Source organism: Corallococcus sp. EGB (genome assembly GCF_019968905.1).
In the GTDB taxonomy this organism is placed as follows: Bacteria; Myxococcota; Myxococcia; order Myxococcales; family Myxococcaceae; genus Corallococcus.
Window position 1 is genome coordinate 5,844,430 of the sequence record NZ_CP079946.1, and the last position, 19,221, is coordinate 5,863,650.

At 70.0% G+C, this 19,221-nt stretch carries 15 protein-coding genes; 6 read left to right on the plus strand and 9 right to left on the minus strand.

The window, feature by feature from the left end; translation table 11 throughout:
* Complete coding sequence (locus KYK13_RS23985) at positions 1-1,008, plus strand: stage II sporulation protein M (protein ID WP_223633785.1); 1,008 nt, start codon at positions 1-3, stop codon at positions 1,006-1,008.
* Here KYK13_RS23985 and KYK13_RS23990 read toward each other — a convergent pair.
* Positions 927-1,439, minus strand: coding sequence for a J domain-containing protein (locus KYK13_RS23990; RefSeq protein WP_223633788.1), 513 nt, complete (start codon positions 1,437-1,439; stop codon positions 927-929). The two genes, KYK13_RS23985 and KYK13_RS23990, sit on opposite strands and share 82 nt — an antisense overlap.
* A gap of 144 nt (positions 1,440-1,583) precedes the next feature.
* On the opposite strand from KYK13_RS23990, the gene KYK13_RS23995 reads away from it, so the two are divergent.
* From KYK13_RS23995 to KYK13_RS24015, 5 genes are all read left to right on the plus strand, one after another.
* Positions 1,584-2,153 carry a HEAT repeat domain-containing protein gene (locus KYK13_RS23995; protein WP_223633790.1) on the plus strand — a complete coding sequence of 190 codons (570 nt, stop codon included), beginning with the start codon at positions 1,584-1,586 and terminating at the stop codon, positions 2,151-2,153.
* A 108-nt stretch (positions 2,154-2,261) separates the two neighbouring features.
* Positions 2,262-2,789: a DivIVA domain-containing protein gene (locus tag KYK13_RS24000; RefSeq protein ID WP_014397740.1), complete on the plus strand. Its 528-nt coding sequence runs from the start codon at positions 2,262-2,264 to the stop codon at positions 2,787-2,789.
* Between the two features lie 9 nt (positions 2,790-2,798).
* The gene (locus KYK13_RS24005; protein WP_223633794.1) at positions 2,799-3,098 is read left to right on the plus strand and encodes a DUF167 domain-containing protein; all 300 of its coding nucleotides are present in this window, start codon (positions 2,799-2,801) and stop codon (positions 3,096-3,098) included.
* A gap of 8 nt (positions 3,099-3,106) precedes the next feature.
* A complete protein-coding gene (locus tag KYK13_RS24010) occupies positions 3,107-4,378 on the plus strand; it encodes a peptidase MA family metallohydrolase (RefSeq protein WP_223633798.1) in 1,272 nt (423 codons plus the stop codon).
* A gap of 182 nt (positions 4,379-4,560) precedes the next feature.
* Entirely contained in the window at positions 4,561-5,103 is a 543-nt protein-coding gene (locus KYK13_RS24015) for a hypothetical protein (RefSeq protein WP_223633801.1), read from the plus strand.
* A gap of 337 nt (positions 5,104-5,440) precedes the next feature.
* Here KYK13_RS24015 and polA read toward each other — a convergent pair whose 3' ends face one another.
* From polA to KYK13_RS24055, 8 genes are all read right to left on the minus strand, one after another.
* Positions 5,441-8,146, minus strand: coding sequence for a DNA polymerase I (gene polA / locus KYK13_RS24020; RefSeq protein ID WP_223633804.1), 2,706 nt, complete (start codon positions 8,144-8,146; stop codon positions 5,441-5,443).
* A 59-nt stretch (positions 8,147-8,205) separates the two neighbouring features.
* The gene (locus KYK13_RS24025) at positions 8,206-10,425 is read right to left on the minus strand and encodes an FHA domain-containing protein (RefSeq protein ID WP_223633807.1); all 2,220 of its coding nucleotides are present in this window, start codon (positions 10,423-10,425) and stop codon (positions 8,206-8,208) included.
* Positions 10,426-10,432: 7 nt separating this feature from the next.
* The gene (locus tag KYK13_RS24030) at positions 10,433-12,193 is read right to left on the minus strand and encodes an ATPase, T2SS/T4P/T4SS family (RefSeq protein WP_223633810.1); all 1,761 of its coding nucleotides are present in this window, start codon (positions 12,191-12,193) and stop codon (positions 10,433-10,435) included.
* Positions 12,194-12,346: 153 nt separating this feature from the next.
* Positions 12,347-13,795, minus strand: a complete 1,449-nt coding sequence (locus KYK13_RS24035) for a type II and III secretion system protein family protein (protein ID WP_223633813.1) — start codon at positions 13,793-13,795, stop codon at positions 12,347-12,349.
* A gap of 46 nt (positions 13,796-13,841) precedes the next feature.
* A complete protein-coding gene (locus tag KYK13_RS24040; protein ID WP_223633816.1) occupies positions 13,842-14,378 on the minus strand; it encodes a prepilin peptidase in 537 nt (178 codons plus the stop codon).
* A gap of 112 nt (positions 14,379-14,490) precedes the next feature.
* Positions 14,491-15,351, minus strand: coding sequence for an FHA domain-containing protein (locus tag KYK13_RS24045; protein ID WP_223633818.1), 861 nt, complete (start codon positions 15,349-15,351; stop codon positions 14,491-14,493).
* 63 nt (positions 15,352-15,414) lie between these two features.
* Positions 15,415-17,670 carry a hypothetical protein gene (locus KYK13_RS24050; protein ID WP_223633821.1) on the minus strand — a complete coding sequence of 752 codons (2,256 nt, stop codon included), beginning with the start codon at positions 17,668-17,670 and terminating at the stop codon, positions 15,415-15,417.
* Positions 17,667-19,202, minus strand: coding sequence for a YncE family protein (locus KYK13_RS24055; protein ID WP_223633825.1), 1,536 nt, complete (start codon positions 19,200-19,202; stop codon positions 17,667-17,669). Before KYK13_RS24055 ends, KYK13_RS24050 begins: the two co-directional genes overlap by 4 nt.
* Positions 19,203-19,221 lie beyond the last annotated feature (19 nt).

Here is a 19,221-nt window from a genome sequence, read left to right on the forward strand (position 1 = left end):
ATGGCCGTGCCGCTTCCCACCTTCGTCACGCGGCGCCGCCCGGACTGGGACGCGCTCCAGGCGCTCCTGACGCGCCAGCGCGCGGGCCGGCTGGGCCTCGCGGACCTGCGCACGCTGGACACGCTCTACCGGCGCGCGGCCGCGGACCTGGCGCAGGCGCAGACGTTCTACCCGGGCACGGACGCGCACCGCTTCCTCAACCAGCTGTGCGCGCAGGCGTATGGCGCCATCTACCAGCCGCCGCGCGAGCGCTGGGCCTCCACGCGCGACTTCTTCCGCAGGGATTTCCCCGCCACCCTGCGCCGCGAGGCGCGCTTCGTGGGCGTGAGCGCGGGCCTGCTGGTGCTGGGCCTGCTGCTGGGCGCGCTGGTGGTGACGCTGGAGCCGCGCGGCGCGGAGCTGCTGGTGCCGGAGGGCGTGCGCCGCTACGTGGCGCAGGGGCGCATGTGGACGGATGATCTGCTGTCCGTGGCGCCGCCCAACGCCGTGGCGTCCGGCATCGCGACCAACAACCTCACGGTCACGCTGTTCGCGTTCGCGTCCGGCATCCTCCTGGGCGTGGGGCCCATCTTCACGCTCGTGAACAACGGCGTGCTCATTGGCGCGGTGGGCGCGCTGTGCTTCCGCGAGGGCATGACGGCGGGCTTCCTGGACTTCATCGCCGCGCACGGGCCGGTGGAGCTGTCCATCATCGTCATCGCGGGGGGCGCGGGGCTGATGGTGGGCCAGGCGCTCATCGACCCCGGAGAATTGCCGCGCGCGCAGGCGCTTCAGGCGCGCGGGCGTGAAGCCGTGAAGCTGGTGGTGGGCTGCGCGCCCTTCCTCGCATGCATCGGCGGGGTGGAGGGCTTCATCTCCCCGGGCCACCTGTTCCCCACCTGGGCCAAGGTGGGGCTGGGCCTGTCGCTGGGAGTGCTCTTCTGGCTCTACCTGCTGCGCGCGGGCAGGACGGAGGCGGTGGCGCGCGCGGGCGCGCCGGACGCCATGGCCTCCAGCCGCTTGCGCTGACGGTGCTTGAGGATGCGCTCGTAGGCGTCGTTGACCTCGCGCATCTGCTCCGCGGAGCCGCCCCGGTCCGGGTGCCGCTCCAGCGCCAGCGCGTGGAAGCGCGCGCGAATCACGTCCGGCGAATCCAGGGGCGACACGCCCAGGGTCTGGTACGGGCACTGCTCCTGGACGGCGGTGAGCCACTTGTCCAGCCGGTCCTTCACCTCCACGAAGCGCGCGTCCGCGTCCGCGGTGTCCTTCACCGGGTGCGTGCGCATCTTCGCGTCCGCGCGGAAGACCTCGCTGTAGGTGCTGGACACCCAGCGGTGGCACGAACCGCACCGGTAGTACTTCACCCGGCTCCCGGGCTGGAGCGTCATCATCACGCCGCAGTGGGTGCACTCCACCGTGACGTTCTCCAGTGTCTGCCAGCTCGCGACCGCCGCACCCATGGTGACTCGGACCTCCGTTCGCAACACGCCTGTAGCACCGGCAAACTCCCACAGCGGCGGATCCCGTCAAGAAAATGTCGCGCGCGACCCGGGGGTGGCCCCAGCTCGCTGCCGGGCCTCCCGGGTTTCGGGTAGAACGGCGCCATGCGACCGCTCCTCGCCGCCGCCCTGCTGTTGACCGCCGCCGCGCACGCCCAGGCCCCCGCTTCAGCCCCTCCGGCCTCGGCGCCCAGGACCTCCCTCAAGGCCGACAAGGCCCCCGCGGCCGCGGCCCCCGCCCGGCCCCCGGCGGACGGCAGCACGCAGGACGTGGCCCTCCTGAGGGGCCTGCTGTGGGCGGCGGAGCCCGCTCCAGAGGAGATTCGCGCGCTCGCGATTGAAGACCTGGCGCTGCTGGGCGACCCGCGCGCCCTGGACCCGCTGGCCGCGTTCATCTGGGACCCGAACCCGCGCATCCAGCAGGCCGCGCTGCGCGCGGTGACCCTGTTCCAGCACCGCCGCGCGGAGGAGATATTGGGCAACGTCGTGCGCCACCCGCGCCTGCCGGACGCGCTGAAGATCCAGGCGCTGGGAGGGCTGCTCTACCAGCGCACCCCCACCGCCCGCCGGGTGGTGCAGGACGTGGCCGCCGACAGCCGCGTGGGGTACGCGGTGCAGAACGCCGCGCGCTCGGTGGCATCGCAGTGGGAGGCCGCCCCGGCCGCCGCCCCCTGAAACACGCCTGCCCGCCTGCCCTCCCGCCAGACATGACGGCGCGGCGCCCGGGCCCGGGCCCCGGGCCGATTCCTGGAGTGCGCGCGTGTATGGGTTAGACTGAGGCGCATGAAGATCACCCCCCTCGACATCCGGCAGAAGCGCTTCGAGACGGTGATGCGCGGCTTCGCGCGTCCCGAAGTGGGCGCGTACCTGGAGCTCATCGCCGGCGAGTTCGAGGAGGTGGTGAAGGAGAACATCGCGCTCAAGGAGGAGCTGAAGCGCACGCAGGCGCGGCTCGAGCAGCACCAGGAGCGTGAGCGCACCCTCCAGGAGACGATGGTCACCGCCCAGCGCATCAGCGAGGACCTGAAGGACGCCGCGAAGAAGGAAGCGGAGATCATCATCGCGGACGCGGAGCACCAGGCGGAGAAGATCGTCCATGGCGCGCACCAGCGGCTGGTGCAGGTGGTGGAGGACATCAACGAGCTCAAGCGGCAGCGCACCCAGTTCGAGTCGCAGGTGCGCTCGGTGGTGGAGGCCCACCGCAAGCTGCTGGAGACCTTCGCCGCGCCCACCTTCGCGGACCGGGACTACGCGCGCGTGGAGGACAACGTCGCGTTCCTGTCGCAGAAGAAGGCCACCTCCAACGACTAGCGCCCGCGCATGCCCGCCCCCTGGCTCAAAGCCGTACCCGCCGGGGTGGAGCTGACGGTGCTCGTCCAGCCGCGCGCGTCCCGCACCCAGGTGGTGGGCGAGCATGACGGCCAGCTGAAGATCCAACTCGCCGCGCCGCCCGTGGATGGGGAGGCGAATGCGGCCCTGGTGGAATTCATCGCCAAAAGGCTGCGTGTGCCCCGTCGCCAGGTGACACTCGTGGCGGGTGACACGTCGCGCCGTAAGCGATTGAAAGTGGAGGGGGTTGATGCGGCGGCGGTCGAGGCTGTTATCTCTGGTGGACCGTGAGGCCACGCATGCTCCGCCTGTTTGCCTTCCTGCTGCTGCTGCTGGCCTCACCGGGCGTGTTCGCGCAAGAGGAGGGTCCGCGCGGCATCCACGCCACGGAGGCCGTCGTCACCGACAGTGCGCTCGTACCGCACGCCCGCCCCTCCCTCATCGCGGGTGAGCTGAAGACGCAGCGCTTCGTCATCCTGCACACCGCGAAGGCGGCGGGCGCGGCCAAGGCGCTGGCCGGGCAGATCGAGGGCGTGCGTGACGCCTTCGGCGCGATGCTCGGGCGCGACTGGCCGGGCACCACGGAGATCCGCCTGGGCGTGGGCCGCCAGGAGTTCGAGGCGCTGGCGCTCCCCGGCGGCAAGCCCCCGGGCTGGGCCGTGGCGCTCGCCTACCCCGGGCATCAGATCATCCTGCTGGACGCGCTGAGCCTGAACGACGCGGAGGGGCCCACCACGCTGAGGCATGAGCTGGCGCACGTGGCGTTGGGCCAGCTGGCGAATGGCTGGCCACGGTGGTTCCAGGAGGGCGTCGCGCAGAACCTCACCGACGAGCGCTTCTCCGTCGCCCACTACAGCGCCCTCTTCCGCGCGGTGACGCAGGAGCGCGTCTTCCACTTCGAGGACCTGTCCGACGACTGGCCGGACGTGCCCGCGGACGTCGAAATCGCCTACGCGCAGAGCGCCGCCTTCGTGGCCTTCCTCACCGGCAAGCACGGCTCACGCGCCATGGGCCAGCTGGTGGACGGCGTGCGCGCGGGCGAGCCCTTCGAGCAGGCCTTCGGCAAGGCCTTCCATTCATCGCTGCTGCTGGAGGAGCAGGACTGGCGCGAGGGGCTCGCGGCCCGTTACGGCTGGCTGCCCCTCACCACCAGCTCCGCGCTCCTGTGGCTCACGGCCTCCGTGCTGTGCGTGGCCGCCTTCGTGCGCCGCATGCGGCAGAAGGCCGCGCGCATGACGGAGCTGGCCGCGGAGGACGCCGCCGAGGACGCCGCGCTGCGCCTGCTCGCCGCCGCACGCGCGGCGGGCCCCGTCGCCGTGGACGGCACCGAGCCGCTGTCCCCTGCCCTCCCCTGGCCGGAATGGCCCGGCGCCACCACGCCGGCCCCGCCCACCCCGTCCGCTCCCAGCCAGCCGGAGGCCCTGGAGGGTGCGCCGGAAGCCCTGGAGTCGGGCGCGGGTCTGCCGGAGGACGCGGAAGCGGAGGACGAGGAGCCGGAGTCCTCCAGCGGCGAATACGAGCTGGACGGCGAGGCCTCGTCGGGCCGCCCGCCCAAGCCAACGCTCCACTGAGAGGCGCGAGGTTCCCAGGCAGGGAAGGAACTTCCCCTACCCCCAGCCTTTCAACATCCGCCCCGTAGGATTTACGTCCTCCGCCCTCCCTTCAGGGCTGGCCTCTTGCCCAAATGGGCGGATTCATTGGGCTCCAGTACACGTCTGGCGTTGGCAAAGCGCTTGCTATGCCTTTGTTCGCGATGCGGACGACAACGGACATGGCGGCGGAGCGCGGACGGAAGAAGGCCGGGGCGGCCCGGGTCTTCAGCAAGCAGCCGGAGCGCATCGCGGCGCTGTGGCGGCGGATGCGGCTGGCGGCGCACGAGGGCCAGGGCGTTCCCGGACCCAGCCTGCTGGACGGGCTGGTGGAGCCCTTCGTCCGGGAGCTGGGGCTGACGCTGGAGGGCGTGGAGTCCAGCCCCTGGAGCCGCACCCGCGCGGTGCTGCGCCTGGCGCCGGAGCGTGGCGCTCGGGCCCTGCACGACGAGTTCGCACTGCTGCGGCGGTGCCTGGTGGACGCCCTGGAGGTGCTGGGCGGTGGGGACGCGGAGCGCCAGCGCATCAACCAGGCGCTCGACGAGGCCGTGGACAGCGCGGTGGCGCTGCTCCAGCGGATGGCGGACTCGAAGGCGGATGGTCCCCGGGTGCCCTTTGGCGGCCTGGTGGTGGAGTACTTCGAGCGGCCTTCTCACGCGCGCCGGCCCCCCATGGGCCGCCGCGACGAGCGGTCCGCCATGCATTGAGTTTGAATCCCACGCACTGGGATTGCGGCGCGCAGGAGGCGCCAGGGTTTGGCTGCAAGGGTTTGCCGATCCGTCCGGCTTGACACTCCTCACTGAGGAAGGGTCCGGGGGCTGGCGGGAGGGAGCGCTGTCGCGGATGGGGGTCCGTGATGCGCCTTGAGGGTGCGTGTTCCTGCTCGGGGGAGCGGTGAGCCGCACACAGTCGAACGCCGGAACGCGTGGATGGGGGTCCGCGCGCTCCGCCGGTCGGACGGATCGGCATGTTTTGTCGGGGGGAATGGGGATGGGGCAGCGGGAGGGCGCCTACGGGGGTGGGCGCTCTCCCGCATTTTTTTGCTCAGTGCGCGTCCGCCCAGCTCTTCCCCGCGCCCACTTCCACCTTGAGCGGCACCTTCAGCTCGGCGACGGAGGCCATGCTCTTCACGGCCAGGGCCTTCACGGCCTCCACCTCCGCGTCCGGCGCCTCGAAGAGCAGCTCGTCGTGCACCTGGAGGAGCACGCGCGTCTTCAGCTTCTGCGCCCGGAGCGCGGCGTCCACGGCCAGCATGGCCTTCTTCATCAGGTCCGCGGCGGTGCCCTGGATGGGCATGTTGATGGCGGCGCGCTCGGCGGCCTGGGCCACGCCGCGGTTCTTGGAGAGCAGATCCCCCATCAGGCGGCGGCGCCCGTAGAGCGTCTCCACGTAGCCCACCTTGCGCGCCTTCTCCACGGTGTCCTCCAGGTACTGGCGGATGCCCGCGTACCGGGTGAAGTACCGCTCGATGACGTCGCGCGCGTTCTCCTGGGAGATGCCCAGGCGCGTGGACAGGCCGTGCGCGGACAGGCCGTACGCGATGCCGAAGTTCACCGTCTTCGCCACGCGGCGCTGCTCGCGGTCCACGTCCTTGGGGTCCACGCCGAAGATTTCGGCCGCCGTGCGGCTGTGGATGTCCTCGTCGTTGCGGAAGGCCTCGATGAGCACCGGGTCCTCCGCGATGTGCGCCAGGAGCCGCAGCTCAATCTGCGAGTAGTCCGCGCTCACCAGCTGGTGCCCCGCGTCCGCCACGAAGGCGCGGCGGATCTCCCGGCCCAGCTCGGTGCGGATGGGGATGTTCTGCAGGTTCGGGTCGGACGAGGACAGCCGGCCGGTGGCGGTGGCCGCCTGGTGGTACGTGGTGTGGATGCGACCGTCCTTCGCGACCAGCGTGGGCAGCGTGTCCAGGTAGGTGCTCTTGAGCTTGGACAGGCCGCGGTACTCGATGAGCGCGCGCGCGAGCACGCTGTTGTGCTCCTCCGCCAGCTTCTCCAGCACCTCCTGGTCCGTGGACGGGCCCGTCTTGCCGCGCTTGAGGATGGGCAGCTTCTGCTCCTCGTAGAGCACCTGCGCCAGCTGCGGGTTGGAGCCCAGGTTGAAGGCGTGGCCCGCGGCCTGGTGGCACTCGGCCTCCTTCGCCTTCACCTCCACGTCCACGCGCTCGGACGTGCGCCCCAGCTCCGCCACGTCCAGCTTCACGCCCTCGCGTTCCATGCGCGCGAGCACGGGCAACAGCGGCAGCTCCAGCGTGCGCGCCAGCTCCGAAAGCCCGCCCAGCTCCAGCTCCTTCCACAGTTCCGGCGCCAGCCTCCGCGCCGCGTCCGCGCGCACCGCGTACGCCGCGGCCACCTCCTCCGGTCCGTGGTCCGCCAGCGCGCGGCCCTTCTTGCCCTCCACCGACGCGGGCAGCGCGGGCAGCTCCGAGCGCAGCCGCTCGCGCGTCAGGTCCGCCAGCGCATGCTCCCGGCGCGACGGGTTGAGCAGGTAGCTCAGGAGCTCCACGTCGTCGTGCGCGCCCTCCAGCGTCAGCCCCTCGTTGGCCAGCACCAGCGTGAGCGCCTTGAGGTCGTGGCCGCCCTTCTTCACCGCCGCGTCCGCGAGCACGTCCTTCATGGCCGCCGCGAAGGCCGCCACCGGCACCTGTGTCGCGCCCAGCTGCTGGTGCCGCAGCGGCACGTAGCGCGTGGAGCCGTCCGGCAGCGCCACGCCCAGGCCCACCAGCGGCGCCGCGAAGGGCATGCCCTCGTAGGCGGGCACCAGGGTGACGGCCCCGGCGGCCTTCGCCGCGTCCGCCAGCGCCTTCACCTCCGCCTCGGTGGTGACAAGCGTGGTGGTGACCGCGAGCGGCGCCACGTCCGCACGGGCCGGTGCCTCCTCCGCGGGCAGGTCGCGCAGCAGCGCGAAGAACTCCAGCTCCGTGAACAGGTCCCGGGCGCGCGTGGCGTCCGGAGCGCGGCGCACCAGGTCGTCCAGCTTCACGCCCAGCGGCAGCCCGGTGTTGAAGGTGACCAGCTGCTTGGCGCGCAGCAGGCTCTCGCGGTGGGCCTCCAGCGCCGCGCGGATCTTCGGCTTCTTCACCTCTTCGACGCGCGAGAGCAGCGTCTCCACGTCGCCGAACTGGTGGAGCAGCTCCACCGCCGTCTTGTCGCCCACGCCCGGCACCTTGGCGACGTTGTCCACCGCGTCGCCCACCAGAGCGAGGAAGTCGCGCACCTGCTTGGGCAGGATGCCCATCTTCTCCTGCACGTCCGCAATGGCGATGCGCTTGTTCTTCGCGGGGTCGAAGAGGGTGATGTCCTCGTCGACGATCTGCATGAAGTCCTTGTCGCTGGTGATGACCAGGACCTGGTACCCCTCCGCCTTCGCCTGCATCGCCAGCGTGCCGATGACGTCGTCCGCCTCCCAGCCCTCCGCGTCTAGCGAGGGCAGGTTCAGCACGTCCCCCACCTTGCGGATGAGCGGGAACTGGGGCGTCAGGTCCTCCGGCGGCGCCTTGCGGTTCGCCTTGTACGTGGGGTCTATCTTCTGGCGCTCCACGCGGCCGGACTTGTCGAACGCGAGCGCCACGTGCGTGGGCTTCAGCTCCTGCAGGGCCTTGAGCACCATGCGGGTGAAGCCCAGCACCGCGTTGGTGGGCACCCCCTTGCTCGTCGTGAGCGGAGGGATGGCGTGGTAGGCGCGGAAGATGAAACCGGAGGCGTCGAAGAGCGCCAGGCGGCGCTCGGGGCGCGGGGGGCTGGTGTCGGCCATCCCCCGTCCCTAGCGCGCCTCCCGCCCCCTGTCCATGAAGCCCCGCACCGGAGCGCCGCTCAGCGGCACTTCAGCTCGGCCTTCTTCGCGGCCACCTGCTCGGCGATGCCGTCACCTGGCACGGCGTAGTCCTCCACCGCCGCCAGGTCCGGACAGCTGCCCACGTTGTTCAACGCGTTCTGCGCCTGCGTGGAGCAGAAGGCCACCACGCGGTTCAGGTTCGTGTTGCCCTTGTAGAAGTCGAAGCCCAGCTTCCAGATGCGGCAGCCCCGCCGGCGGTCCTCGCGGTCGGCGAAGTGCTTGCCGCGCAGGTAGGCCGAGGCCGCCAGGTCCTGGAACATGTTCTTGCGGTAGAAGGACAGGTGCGACTCCGCCAGCTCCGCCATGATGCGCTTGTCCGTCGCCAGCGCTTCCTTGAACGGGCCGACGGCGCGCTCGGGATCGTCATTGGTGAGCGCGCTCTCGCCCGTCTTGAACAGCTGGTCCACGTTGGACACGTCACGGAGGAGGTCGTCCGCGAGCTGGTGGTACTGCGCCTGATCTTCCTTCGAGCGCAGCTTCTGCAACGTCGCCATGGCCTCGCTGCCTCGGCCGTTCCAGTAGTCCACCATCGCCTCCTGGATGAGCTTGGGGGCGTAGCGCTTGGTGAACATGGCGCGCACCTCGGTGGTCTGATCCACGCCCAGACCTTCATCCTGCAGGATGTCGCTCACCGGGCACGTCCACGGCCCGGCATTGCGGTCCACCCGCGTGCGGGCCACGAGGAACTTCACGAACATGGCGTCCTTGGGGCGCCACTCGTTCCTGCGCAGGGGGCCCTCCAGGCGGAGCGACTGGCCAATGGGCGGCTCCAGGTCCTCCTTGCTCTGCTTCTGGCACCACACCTCCATGTACTGCTGGCAGCGCTGCACCGCCGGGCCCCACTGCGAGTTGCCCAGATAGCGCTTGCAGTCATCCTTCGCGCGCTCCACGAACCGTTCGGCCGTCTCCTTGGCCTTGGAGCGCGCGCGGCGGAAGTACTCGCTCTCCTTCGGAATCTTGCGCAGCAGCTCCAGCGCCTGCTGCTCGCGGTTGAGCTCGATGGACTTCTTCGCGGCCTCGAAGTTATCGAAGGCCTCCTTCTCCATCTTGATGCGCCGCACGAGGGTGTTCGCCTCGGCGTTGATGGGGTCCATGTCCAGCGCCTGGTCGCACGCCTTCTCCGCGCGGGCCCAGTCGGGAGCACCCATCTCGTTGGAGGAGTAGGAGCGGCACTCGCTGAGCAGCTCCTGCACCTGCTGCGCGGGATCCAACGGCGCGGCCGGAGCGGCCTTCTGGGCCTTGTGCGCCGGCCCGATGGACGACTTCACCACCGCCGCCACCGCCAGCAGCGCCACCACGCCACCCGCGACCACCAGCATCTTGCGCTTGTTGTCCGCCGCGGGCGCGCCCCGGCCCCCACCGCGACGTGGCGGAGGCGCACCCGCCCCGGGACGGCGCGCGGGCGTTTCCGCGGCCTCGAAGGTCATCTCCACCACGCCGAACTGGAGGACGTCCCCGGCCTGCAGATCCACGAACTCCTCACCCAGGAGCTCCCCGTTGAGCAGCGTGCCGTTGGCGCTGCCCAGGTCGCGCGCGAGCACGGCGCTGCCCTCGCGCTTCACCTCGGCGTGCTTCCGGCTCACGGAGTCGTCATCCAGGATGACCGCCGCCGGAGGCGCCCGGCCCACGAGCAGCGTGCCCTGGATGGGATACGACTTGCCCGCCCACGGCCCCGTCATGCCCTTGAGCACCGGACCCGAGCCGGCACCCGGGTCCGCCTCCGCGCCACCCGCCCGCTGGGGCCGCGAGGGCGGACGCCTCGCGAGCGCCCCCTCGGGCTTCGCCGCGCCGTTCTGCGTGGCCTTGGCGCGGATGCTGGGCATGGCCCGCGTGCCCCGCACGGGCGCGTCCGAGAGCGTCGCGGGGTCCGGGGGCGCGGCCGTCGCCGCGCGGCGTCCACCGGTGCTCCGGGCGCCGCCCTTGAGCTTGAGCTCGTAGTCTCCCAGGAGCACCTGCGAGGCCGGCGTCAGCGCCGTGGGCCCCTGGATGCGCTCGCCGTCCACGAAGGTGCCGTTCTGGCTGCCCCCGTCCTCCACGTAGACGGTGCCGCCCTCCACGTAGAGGCGCGCGTGCTGCCGCGACACGCCGCCCTCCGTGAGGACGAGGTCATTGCCCTGCTGGCGGCCAATCTTCAGCTCGCCCGTGATTTCGTGCTCGTGCTCAGTGCCGTCAGGGTGACGGACGACCAGGGTTGCCATGGGCGCGTCAGTCCTCGCGGAAGATGCTCATGTTCACGGGGATGCCCTTGCGCTGAAGCTCGTCGTAGAACTTCGGCACGAAGCCCGAAGCCACGAAGCGCCCTCGCACCTTGTGGTCCTCCGTGAAACCGTCCTGCTTGTAATAGAAGATGTCCTGGAGGGTCACGATGTCGACCTCCATGCCGGACACCTCCGTGATGAAGCAGATCTTGCGCGTCCCGTCGGAGAAGCGCGTCTGCTGCACGATGAGGTGCACGGCGCTGGAGATCTGCTCGCGGATGGCCTTCACCGGCAGCTCCATGCCGGACATGAGCACCATCGTCTCCAGCCGGGCGATGGCGTCGCGCGGCGTGTTCGCGTGCAGCGTGGTGAGCGAACCGTCGTGGCCGGTGTTCATGGCCTGGAGCATGTCCAGCGTCTCGCCGGAGCGGCACTCACCCACCACGATGCGGTCCGGCCGCATGCGCAGGCAGTTCTTCACCAGGTCGCGGATGGTGATGGCGCCCTTGCCTTCCAGGTTGGGCGGGCGGCTCTCCAGCTGCACCCAGTGCTCCTGAGGCAGCTGCAGCTCCGCGGCGTCCTCCACCGTGACGATGCGCTCACCCTCCGGGATGAAGGAGCTGATGATGTTCAGCGTCGTCGTCTTCCCGGAGCCCGTGCCGCCGGAGATGACGATGTTGCGCCGGGCCGTCACGCACATCTCCAGGAACTCGGCCATCTGCGCGGTGATGGTCTTGTACTTGATGAGGTCCTGGATCTTCAGCGCGTCCTTCTTGAACTTGCGGATGGTGATGCAGGGGCCCTTGAGCGCCAGCGGCGGGATGATGGCATTCACGCGGCTGCCGTCCTTCAGGCGCGCGTCCACCAGCGGGCTGGACTCGTCGATGCGCCGGCCAATGGGCGCCACGATGCGCTCGATGACGCCGAGCACCGCCTGGTTGGAGGAGAACGTCTTCTCCGACAGCGTCAGCTTGCCCTTGCGCTCGATGTAGATCTGGTTGGCGTGGTTCACCATGATCTCGCTGATCTCTTCCGACGCGAGGAACGCCTCCAGGGGCCCCAGGCCCAGCGCCTCGTTGATGACGTCGGTGAGCAGCTCCTCCCGGTCCACGTCGCCGGGCAGCTCCTGGTCCGCCTCCATCTGGTCGATGATGTCCCGGATGGCCTTCTCGGTGCGGCGCCAGAGCTCCTCGTCCCCGAGCCGGTCCATGTCCATGCGGCGCAGGTCCAGGTACTCGATGAGCCGGTCGTGGATCTCCTTCTGGAGCCGCGAGTAGCGCTCCAGCCGGGGGTCCACCTTGCGCTTGTTCTTGGCCATGGCGGCGGCCATGGACGCGGGCATGCGGCTGGGGGCCGCGGGGGCGGGAGCGGGCTCCTCCTCGTAGGCCTCCTCTTCTTCGTAGGCCTCTTCCTCGTAGGCCTCCTCGCCCTGCTCGTCGTCGTAGCCCTCGTCGACGGGCTCATCCGCGGGCGCGTCCTCCAGCGCCTCCACGTTGAGGATGTAGTCGCCGATGGAGACCTGGTCGGTGGGCTTGAGCACCATGGGCCCGGCGATCTTCTTGCCGTTCACGAAGGTGCCGTTCGTGGACTTCATGTCCACGATGATGAAGCGACCGTCCTTCTCGACGATGCGGGAGTGCGTCTTGGAGACGTTGCCCTTGGCGAGCACGATGTCGTTGCCAGCGAGCCGGCCGATCGTGATCTCGTTCTTGGGAAACTCCCGCTGCTCCGAGCCGCCGCCCTTCTCCGTCAGCGTGATGAGAAACATGGCTCGGGATGCTACCAAGCCCTCCTACGACCTCAAAGACTCCTGCGACGCTCGCCCGCCTGCTGCCCGGTAGCGGACGGGCCGGCACCCTCCCCCTCTGAAACAGGGGCGGGGCCGGCCCGGACCGGATCCGACGTGATGGCGCGAGGGCCGTCAGTCGAAGATGTTGAAGTTCACCTCGGAGCGGGCCTGCTTGTAGCGGGTCTTCACGTCCTCGATGATGCTGCGGACCTTGTCCGAGTCCGGGTTCACGATGCGCGGGGTGACGAAGATCACCAGCTCGCGCTTGGTGGAGTCGAACGCGCGGTTCTTGAACAGCTCGCCCACGATGGGGATGTGCCCCAGGCCCGGCAGCTTCGCGACGGCCTTCTGCTCGTCGTGGCTGAACACGCCCGACAGCACGATGGTCTCACCGTGGCGCACGGTGACGTTCGTCTTGACCTTGCGCGTGCGGAAGCCGGGGATGGCGGACGAACCACCGAAGGACACCGACACGGAGGTGTCGATTTCAGAGGCCTCCGCCTCCACCTCCGTCTGGATGTTGCCGTTGCGGTCCGCGGTGGGGCGGATGTTCAGGATGACGCCGTAGGGCTTGTACTCCACCGTGAACTGCGTGTTGGTGATGAGGGGGATGGGCACCTCGCCGCCGGCGAGGAACTCCGCCTTCTCACCGCTCGCGCACACCAGCTTGGGCTGCGCCAGCAGGCGGCCGTAGCCGTCGTTGGCCTGGAACCCGATGCTCAGGTCCGAGTTGCCCACCCCGGACAGCGTGAGGGCGGACGTCGCGTCCCCACCCGGCAGGAGCGCCTTCTGGAGGTTCGCGGTGGCCGTCAGGCGCCCCGTGATGTCCGTGGGGTACTTGATGCCGTAGCGGTCGCGGCTGTTGCGGCGGATTTCGACGAACTGGACCTCGGAGAGGATCATCCGCTTGATGCCGACGACGAGCAGGTTCTCCACCTTCTCACCGATGGCCTTGGTGATCAGCTCCGCCTTCTGGAGGTCCTGCTGGCTCTCCACGGAGCCCTCCAGGAAGATGGTCGCGCCCACCACGTTGGCCTGGACGTTCTTCAGGCCCGCCTTCTGGAAGGCCGCGTTCAGGTTCTGCGCCACCAGCTTCTTGGCGTTGGGGGCGATCTTCACGAACGACTTCACGTTCGGATACAGGCTGACCACCTGCTCGATGCGGTCCGCGTCCTGCGTGGTGTAGGCCTGACCGTCCAGGTAGATGCGGTCGCCCACCATGCGCACGGACACGCCTTCGATTTCACCCAGCAGGCGCTTGATCTCGGAGATGACCTCGTTGGGGTCCTGCTTGCGGACCGTCACCAGGTAGCTGATGCGCTGACCCGAGGACTTCCAGACGAGCAGCGTCGTCTTGCCTTCCTGGTTGCCGGTGACGAGCAGCTGGCCGGTGCCGAGCGTCTTCACCTCGGCGATGGAAGGATCACCCAGCGCGACGCGGCTGAGGCCGGGAATGGTGAGCACCTTCTGGGTACCCACGCCCAGGGCGACGGAGCTGCCCTCCTGGGCCTGGGCGGGAGCGCTGGCAACCACCGTGACGACGGCGCCGAGCGCCAGGGCTTGCGTGAAGCGAGTGGACATCGTGTGAATCCCCTTCTTGCGTACGCGCGCCCGGCCTGACGGCGCGCTATCCCAGATGTTGTTGCTGCCACCACATGGCCCAGAAAGTCCCAAGCGCGATGGAGACGCCGTAGGGGATGTGTCGCGCGGGAGCGGGCGAGGTTTCCTCCCGCATCCATTTCATCCGCACCGCCCAGCGGCGGGCCACCGCCGCCAGCGTGTCCCAGACGGCCCCCTGCCACAGCAGCGTGACGATGGCCTGCAGCGCGCCCGTGAGCGAGATGAAGGCCGCCGCCGCGAGCACCGTGGGAAAGCCCAACACGCAGCCCACCCCCGCCATCAGCTTGACGTCACCCCACCCCATGCGCCCGCGCAGCGCACCCGGCACCAGCAGCAGCGCGAGTCCCGCGCCCGCCACGAGCCCGCTCACCCACCCCGACTCCAGCCCGCCCATCCCCTCGGACACACCGCGCAGCCCGAGCCCCAGCACGATGAGCGGATAGGTCACGGCGTTCGGGATGAGCCGGCGCAGAACGTCGGTCACCACCGAGATCACCAGGGCCACTCCCAGAATCGTCCAAAGCGCGAGCTGAACAGGTGTCATTCGACACCTGCTTCCATGGGAAGCAGGCGACCCCCATCAAACAATGGAGGCCCGGAGCCCGTCAATTCCTGAACAGGAGCATCGCGCCGTGGGGCCCTGCGTCATCCCGGCGTCAGTGGATGACGAGGCGGATCTTCTCGCTGCAGATGAAGTACTCGTCCCCGTCTTCAACCTTGCGGCGCTTGATGCGCTGCTTGTTGAACCAGGTCCCGTTCGAGGAGCCGAGGTCCTCGATGTAGAAGTCTCCGCCGTCGCGGGCGATGACGGCGTGCTCGCGCGACACCTTGCCGGAGTTGATGACGAAGTCGCAGTGCTTGCCGCGGCCGATGACGTAGCGGTCCTTGACGATCTTCTCCTGCTCGCCGGACTCGGTGACGAGGTAGAGCGAGGCGCCCTCCTCCTCCTCGTCCGCCTCCTCCATGGGCTCCTCTTCGGCCTCTTCGGGAGCCTCGTCCTGCATGTCGTCGAGCGGCGGCTCCTCCTGCTCCGGCAGGGGCTCCTCCTCGTCCTCGATCATGTCGTCCGCGGCGGGCGGGGGCGGCTCGTTCTTGCCCTTGATGAGCCGCTCCAGCTCGGCGGCCGTCTCCAGGACGCGCTCGGCGACCTCGCGGCGCACCGGATCATTGTCCAGCCCGTTGGAGGACGGGCGCTCGTCCACGTTGCGCGCGGCGGGGCGTGCGGGCGGCGGAGCGGGGCTCAGCACCGGCGGAGCGCCCTTGGCGGCGGCGGCCGGAGCCGGCGCGGCGGCAGGACGCGCGGCCGGGGCGGACGCGGCGGCCGGCACCGCCGCCACGACGGGCTCGCCCTTGGTCCTCACTTCGATGAAGCCGTTGAGGCGCGCGAACATGAAGAGCGCCTGGTTGATGAGCGCGTCGCGATCCGACCCCATCTGCAGGGCCATCTCTTCGTACGTCTCCCACAGGTGCTCGGCGATGCCGACCTTGCGTGCGGGACGGGAGTTCTGATCGATCATCGGTCTTGGCTCGGGAAATGCTGGACGTGGGGAACGATAGCAGAGCCGGCCGGGCGCGCCCAGTTACTGGAACGCCCGGAGATACGTGAGGTTGTCCACGTTGTCGCTGATCGACTCCAGGGCCACCTGGAGGATGCCGTCCGCCGAGGGGTACGCGACGTAGGCCAGGCTGGAGCCCGCCACGTCCGCGGCGACCACCGATGAAGGCAGGGTGTAGACCGACAGGTTGCTCGCCGAGCTGGTATCCACGCCGAAGACGAACCGGCGGAAGCGCGGCTGCAGCGTCACCACGAAGCGGTCCCCCGCCGCCAGCCGGCACCCGGTGTTGGGCGCGCAGATGGTCGGCGTCAGCGTGAGCGTCAACGGCGGCGGCACGTACTTCGTGGGCGACGTGGGCGAAGGCAGGCCCAGGTCGAAGTCGTTCGGGTGGTAGTAGTAGTCCAGGAACCGGGAGACCGTGTACGGCTCGTTCACGTCCAGCCGCTGCACGTACGTGTCGCTGCTCTCCAGGCCCGCGTAGAGCACGAAGGGCTTCACGTTCGGGCCCGCGCGCACGTCGAACGAGGGGTACGACGCGCACGGCGCCACGGCCTCGACGACGGCCGGGTTGGACAGGTCCGGATAGAGGCGCGTCAGGCCATTGCCCTGGTCCTCCAGGCGGAGGATGGGGATGCTCGCCGCGCAGGGGCCCGCGTTGTTGGCCAGCACGATGGAGTCCCCGGGCACCACCCCGCGCGCCATCGCCAGCGACGTTTCGATGAGGAGCGGCGGATCCTCCTGGGTCACGTCGCGCCTGAGGCCGATGAGTCCGGGCAGCAGGCCCTGGTAGACGAAGCGGTACGTCCCGCCAGGCACCGTCCCGTTGCAGAGGAACGCGGTGATGTTGGTCGTCCCGTTCACCAGGGGGCAGCCCGGCTCGTTCACGACGACGCCCTGGGCCTGGTCCGTGCGGGAGACCTCAGTGCCGTCGCGCAGGTCCGAGGCCACCGACGCGTCCAGCGGCCCCTTTTGGGGATCGGGATTGCGATCCAGGTTGAACGCGCGGCGCTCGTCGGCGCGGAACAGGGTGATCTCCCCGCTGGACGACGGCATGATGCCCAGCAGCGGGATGGTGGTGAGGTAGGCCACGCCGTCCGACAGCAGCTCGCGGACCTGGAGCCCCGTGACCAGGGTGAGGCCCGTGGGCAGGCCCGCGGTCGGCCGCAGGGTCAGCATGGGCGCGCCGGTGACGTCGCGGGCGAGCGATGGCGTCGTGGACGGCGCCACCGACGGATCCGGCACGTTGTCGAGCGCGATGACGCCCTCGCAGTCCGACGAGTTGCACGTCAGCTCATCCAGCACCGCGAACACGAAGCGGCCCGCGGGCCAGGTCTCGATGCAGATCGTCGAGGTGATGGTACCGTCCTCGGCCTTCACAGGCCTCTCCGTGCTACCGGCCGGGCATGCCCCATTCACCTTGTCCTTCTGCACTTCGTACATGGGGTTCGTGGCCACGAGCCGCGCCGGGATGTCCACCAGGTCCGTGTACGTGGGCACCGTGAAGGGCGCCGGGCGCGGCCGCTTGTAGGCGACCTCCACGTTGGTCCCGTCCGCCACGACGCGCACGAGCCGGCTGGTGCCGGACACGTTGCGGATGGCGACCACCAGCGAGTCCGTCACGTTTTCCTGCGGGGGCAGCGAGATCATGGACATCACCGTGTCCGCCGGCTTGAGGCAGAAGACAGGCAGCGCGGGGGGCAGCGCGGCCGCGTCGAAGCCGTCCGGTCCGGGCAGGTCCTGGCGCATCACCACCCCACCCCCAAAGGGGCCGCACAGCTGCTCGGCGGCCTCCGGGCGTGTCTGGAGCGCGTAGTACAGGACGCTGGGCGCGCCGGGCGCCACGGGGGCGTGCGCGGCGAAGGCCGTGATGAGCTGGCCGGTCGCCAGGCGCGTCACCTCGTTGAGGCGCGCGCGGTCCGCGGCCACCACGGAGATGCCGCGGCCGCCGGAGCTGCGCGCGTAGACGTACGGGCCCGACACCTCGTTGCCGTTGGCGTCGTAGCCCACGTCGCGGGTGAGCGAGTCCGGCCGCGCGATGACGGGGATGGACAGGGGCTCCAGCGGGTTGGGCGCGGGGATGAACTCACGCGGCGAGCGCGCCAGGTCCAGCACCCGCAGCTCATCCCGGTCCTGCGAGGTGACGAAGATGAGCTGGTTGGAGAGCACCACGTCGTACGTGCCGGAAAGGCCGGCGGCGCCCGCGGTGGAGGTGGTGTTGGAGCAGGCGAGCGCGAGGCTCGCGCCGCTCAGCAACAGGGCAGCAAGAAAGCCGCGCTTCAAGGTCGGTTCTCCTGGCACACGCTGGTGCCCTGGTTCGGATCGCGCTGCTGCTGGATGCCCAGCTTCGCCACCAGCCGCGCGTCCTGGGGACGCGCCAGGTCGGGGATGTCCACGATGGCCACCTGGCTGTCACCGAAGTTGGTCACGAACATCCGCGCCGCGTTCGTCCCGGCGGGGTTGTCCACCGTCAGCCCGAAGGCCTGAGACGGGTTGCTGGTCTGGTTGAGGTTGTTGACGAGCGGCACCTGCGCCACGACCTGCCCGAGCGCCTCATCGTAGAGGGACACCGCGCTGTCGCCGGTGCTCGTCACCGCGATGATGTTGGTGTCCGCGTTGGACGTACCCGGCGTGCGCGAGATGAGCTCCATGTCGCTCACGCCATCAGGCATGGGCACCGCGGACACCACCCGGAAGAACGGCTGGGTGGCGGCGGCGCCAGGGACCGCGTCGTACTCGAAGTCGATGGTGAGCAGCGTGTCGGGGCCGCGCGCCAGCAGGTAGAGCCGCTCTCGCACGAAGTTCGGACGCGCCGCCAGCTCCGCCGCCGTCACCGGCCGGGGCACCACGCGCGCCGCGCGCGCCTCGCGGATGCGGAACACCGACTTCAGCGAAGGCTCCAGGATGATGCCGGTCTCGTTCTTGTCCACCAGCCGCAGCACGAAGTTGGCGGCCACCGTGCCGTTGACCCCGGCCACGAAGTTGCGGCCCGTCACGTAGAGGTAGCCCGCGCCCACCGTCACCGAATCCGAGCCGCCGTAGGCGAAGCCGTTGGGCGACAACGGGATGAAGCCCAGCGTGTCCCGCGTGGGGTTGTCCAGCTTCACCGTGGCCAGATAGCTCTCGAAGTTCTTGCTGGACTTCGCCGGCGAGTCCGCCGCCTCCGAGTGCGTCACGTACAGGTTGCCGCTCGCGTCATCCACCGTCACGCCAATGGGCGACGGGGCGCGCGGCAGGCCGGAGCGGCCCTCGTCGCTGAGGGACGAAGGGATGTCATCCGTGAGCGACAGCGCGCCATTGCGGCAGTCCTTGCCACCCTGCACGCAGGTGAGCGTGGGCGCGCCGCCAGCCTCCAGGCCCACGTCCACGGCGTTCAGGTTGTTCCCCTCCGCTCGCGAGGGCACGAACAGGCGTGGCAGCCCGGTCGCCGGGTTCACCCACAGGCCCAGCTCGCCCGCGAAGCTGCGGATCTGCACGAGCGACTCCTGCGCGGACGACAGGTCCTCGAAGGCGAGCGCGGAGTCCGGGAGCGCGCTGCCCAGGTGGGGCAGCGCGACCGCCTGCCCGTCCTGTTGCGTGCGCATCGCCTCCAGGTTCAGCGCCATCACCGAACCGGAGTCGTAGCAGTTGTCGAAGTTGGCGTTCGCGAGGAAGAGGTAGCCGTTGCTCGCTGCCGGGCCGCCCGCCGCTGGAGGGCGCCAGAACGCCACCCCGCTGGGGTACACGAAGCGGGTGGACGGAGGCGGGTTCGGTTCGGATTCAATCGAACACGCCCCGAGGAGCAGCAGCGCGGGAGTCAGGAAGTAGAGGCGCATCAGAGGGGGGCGGAGTGTA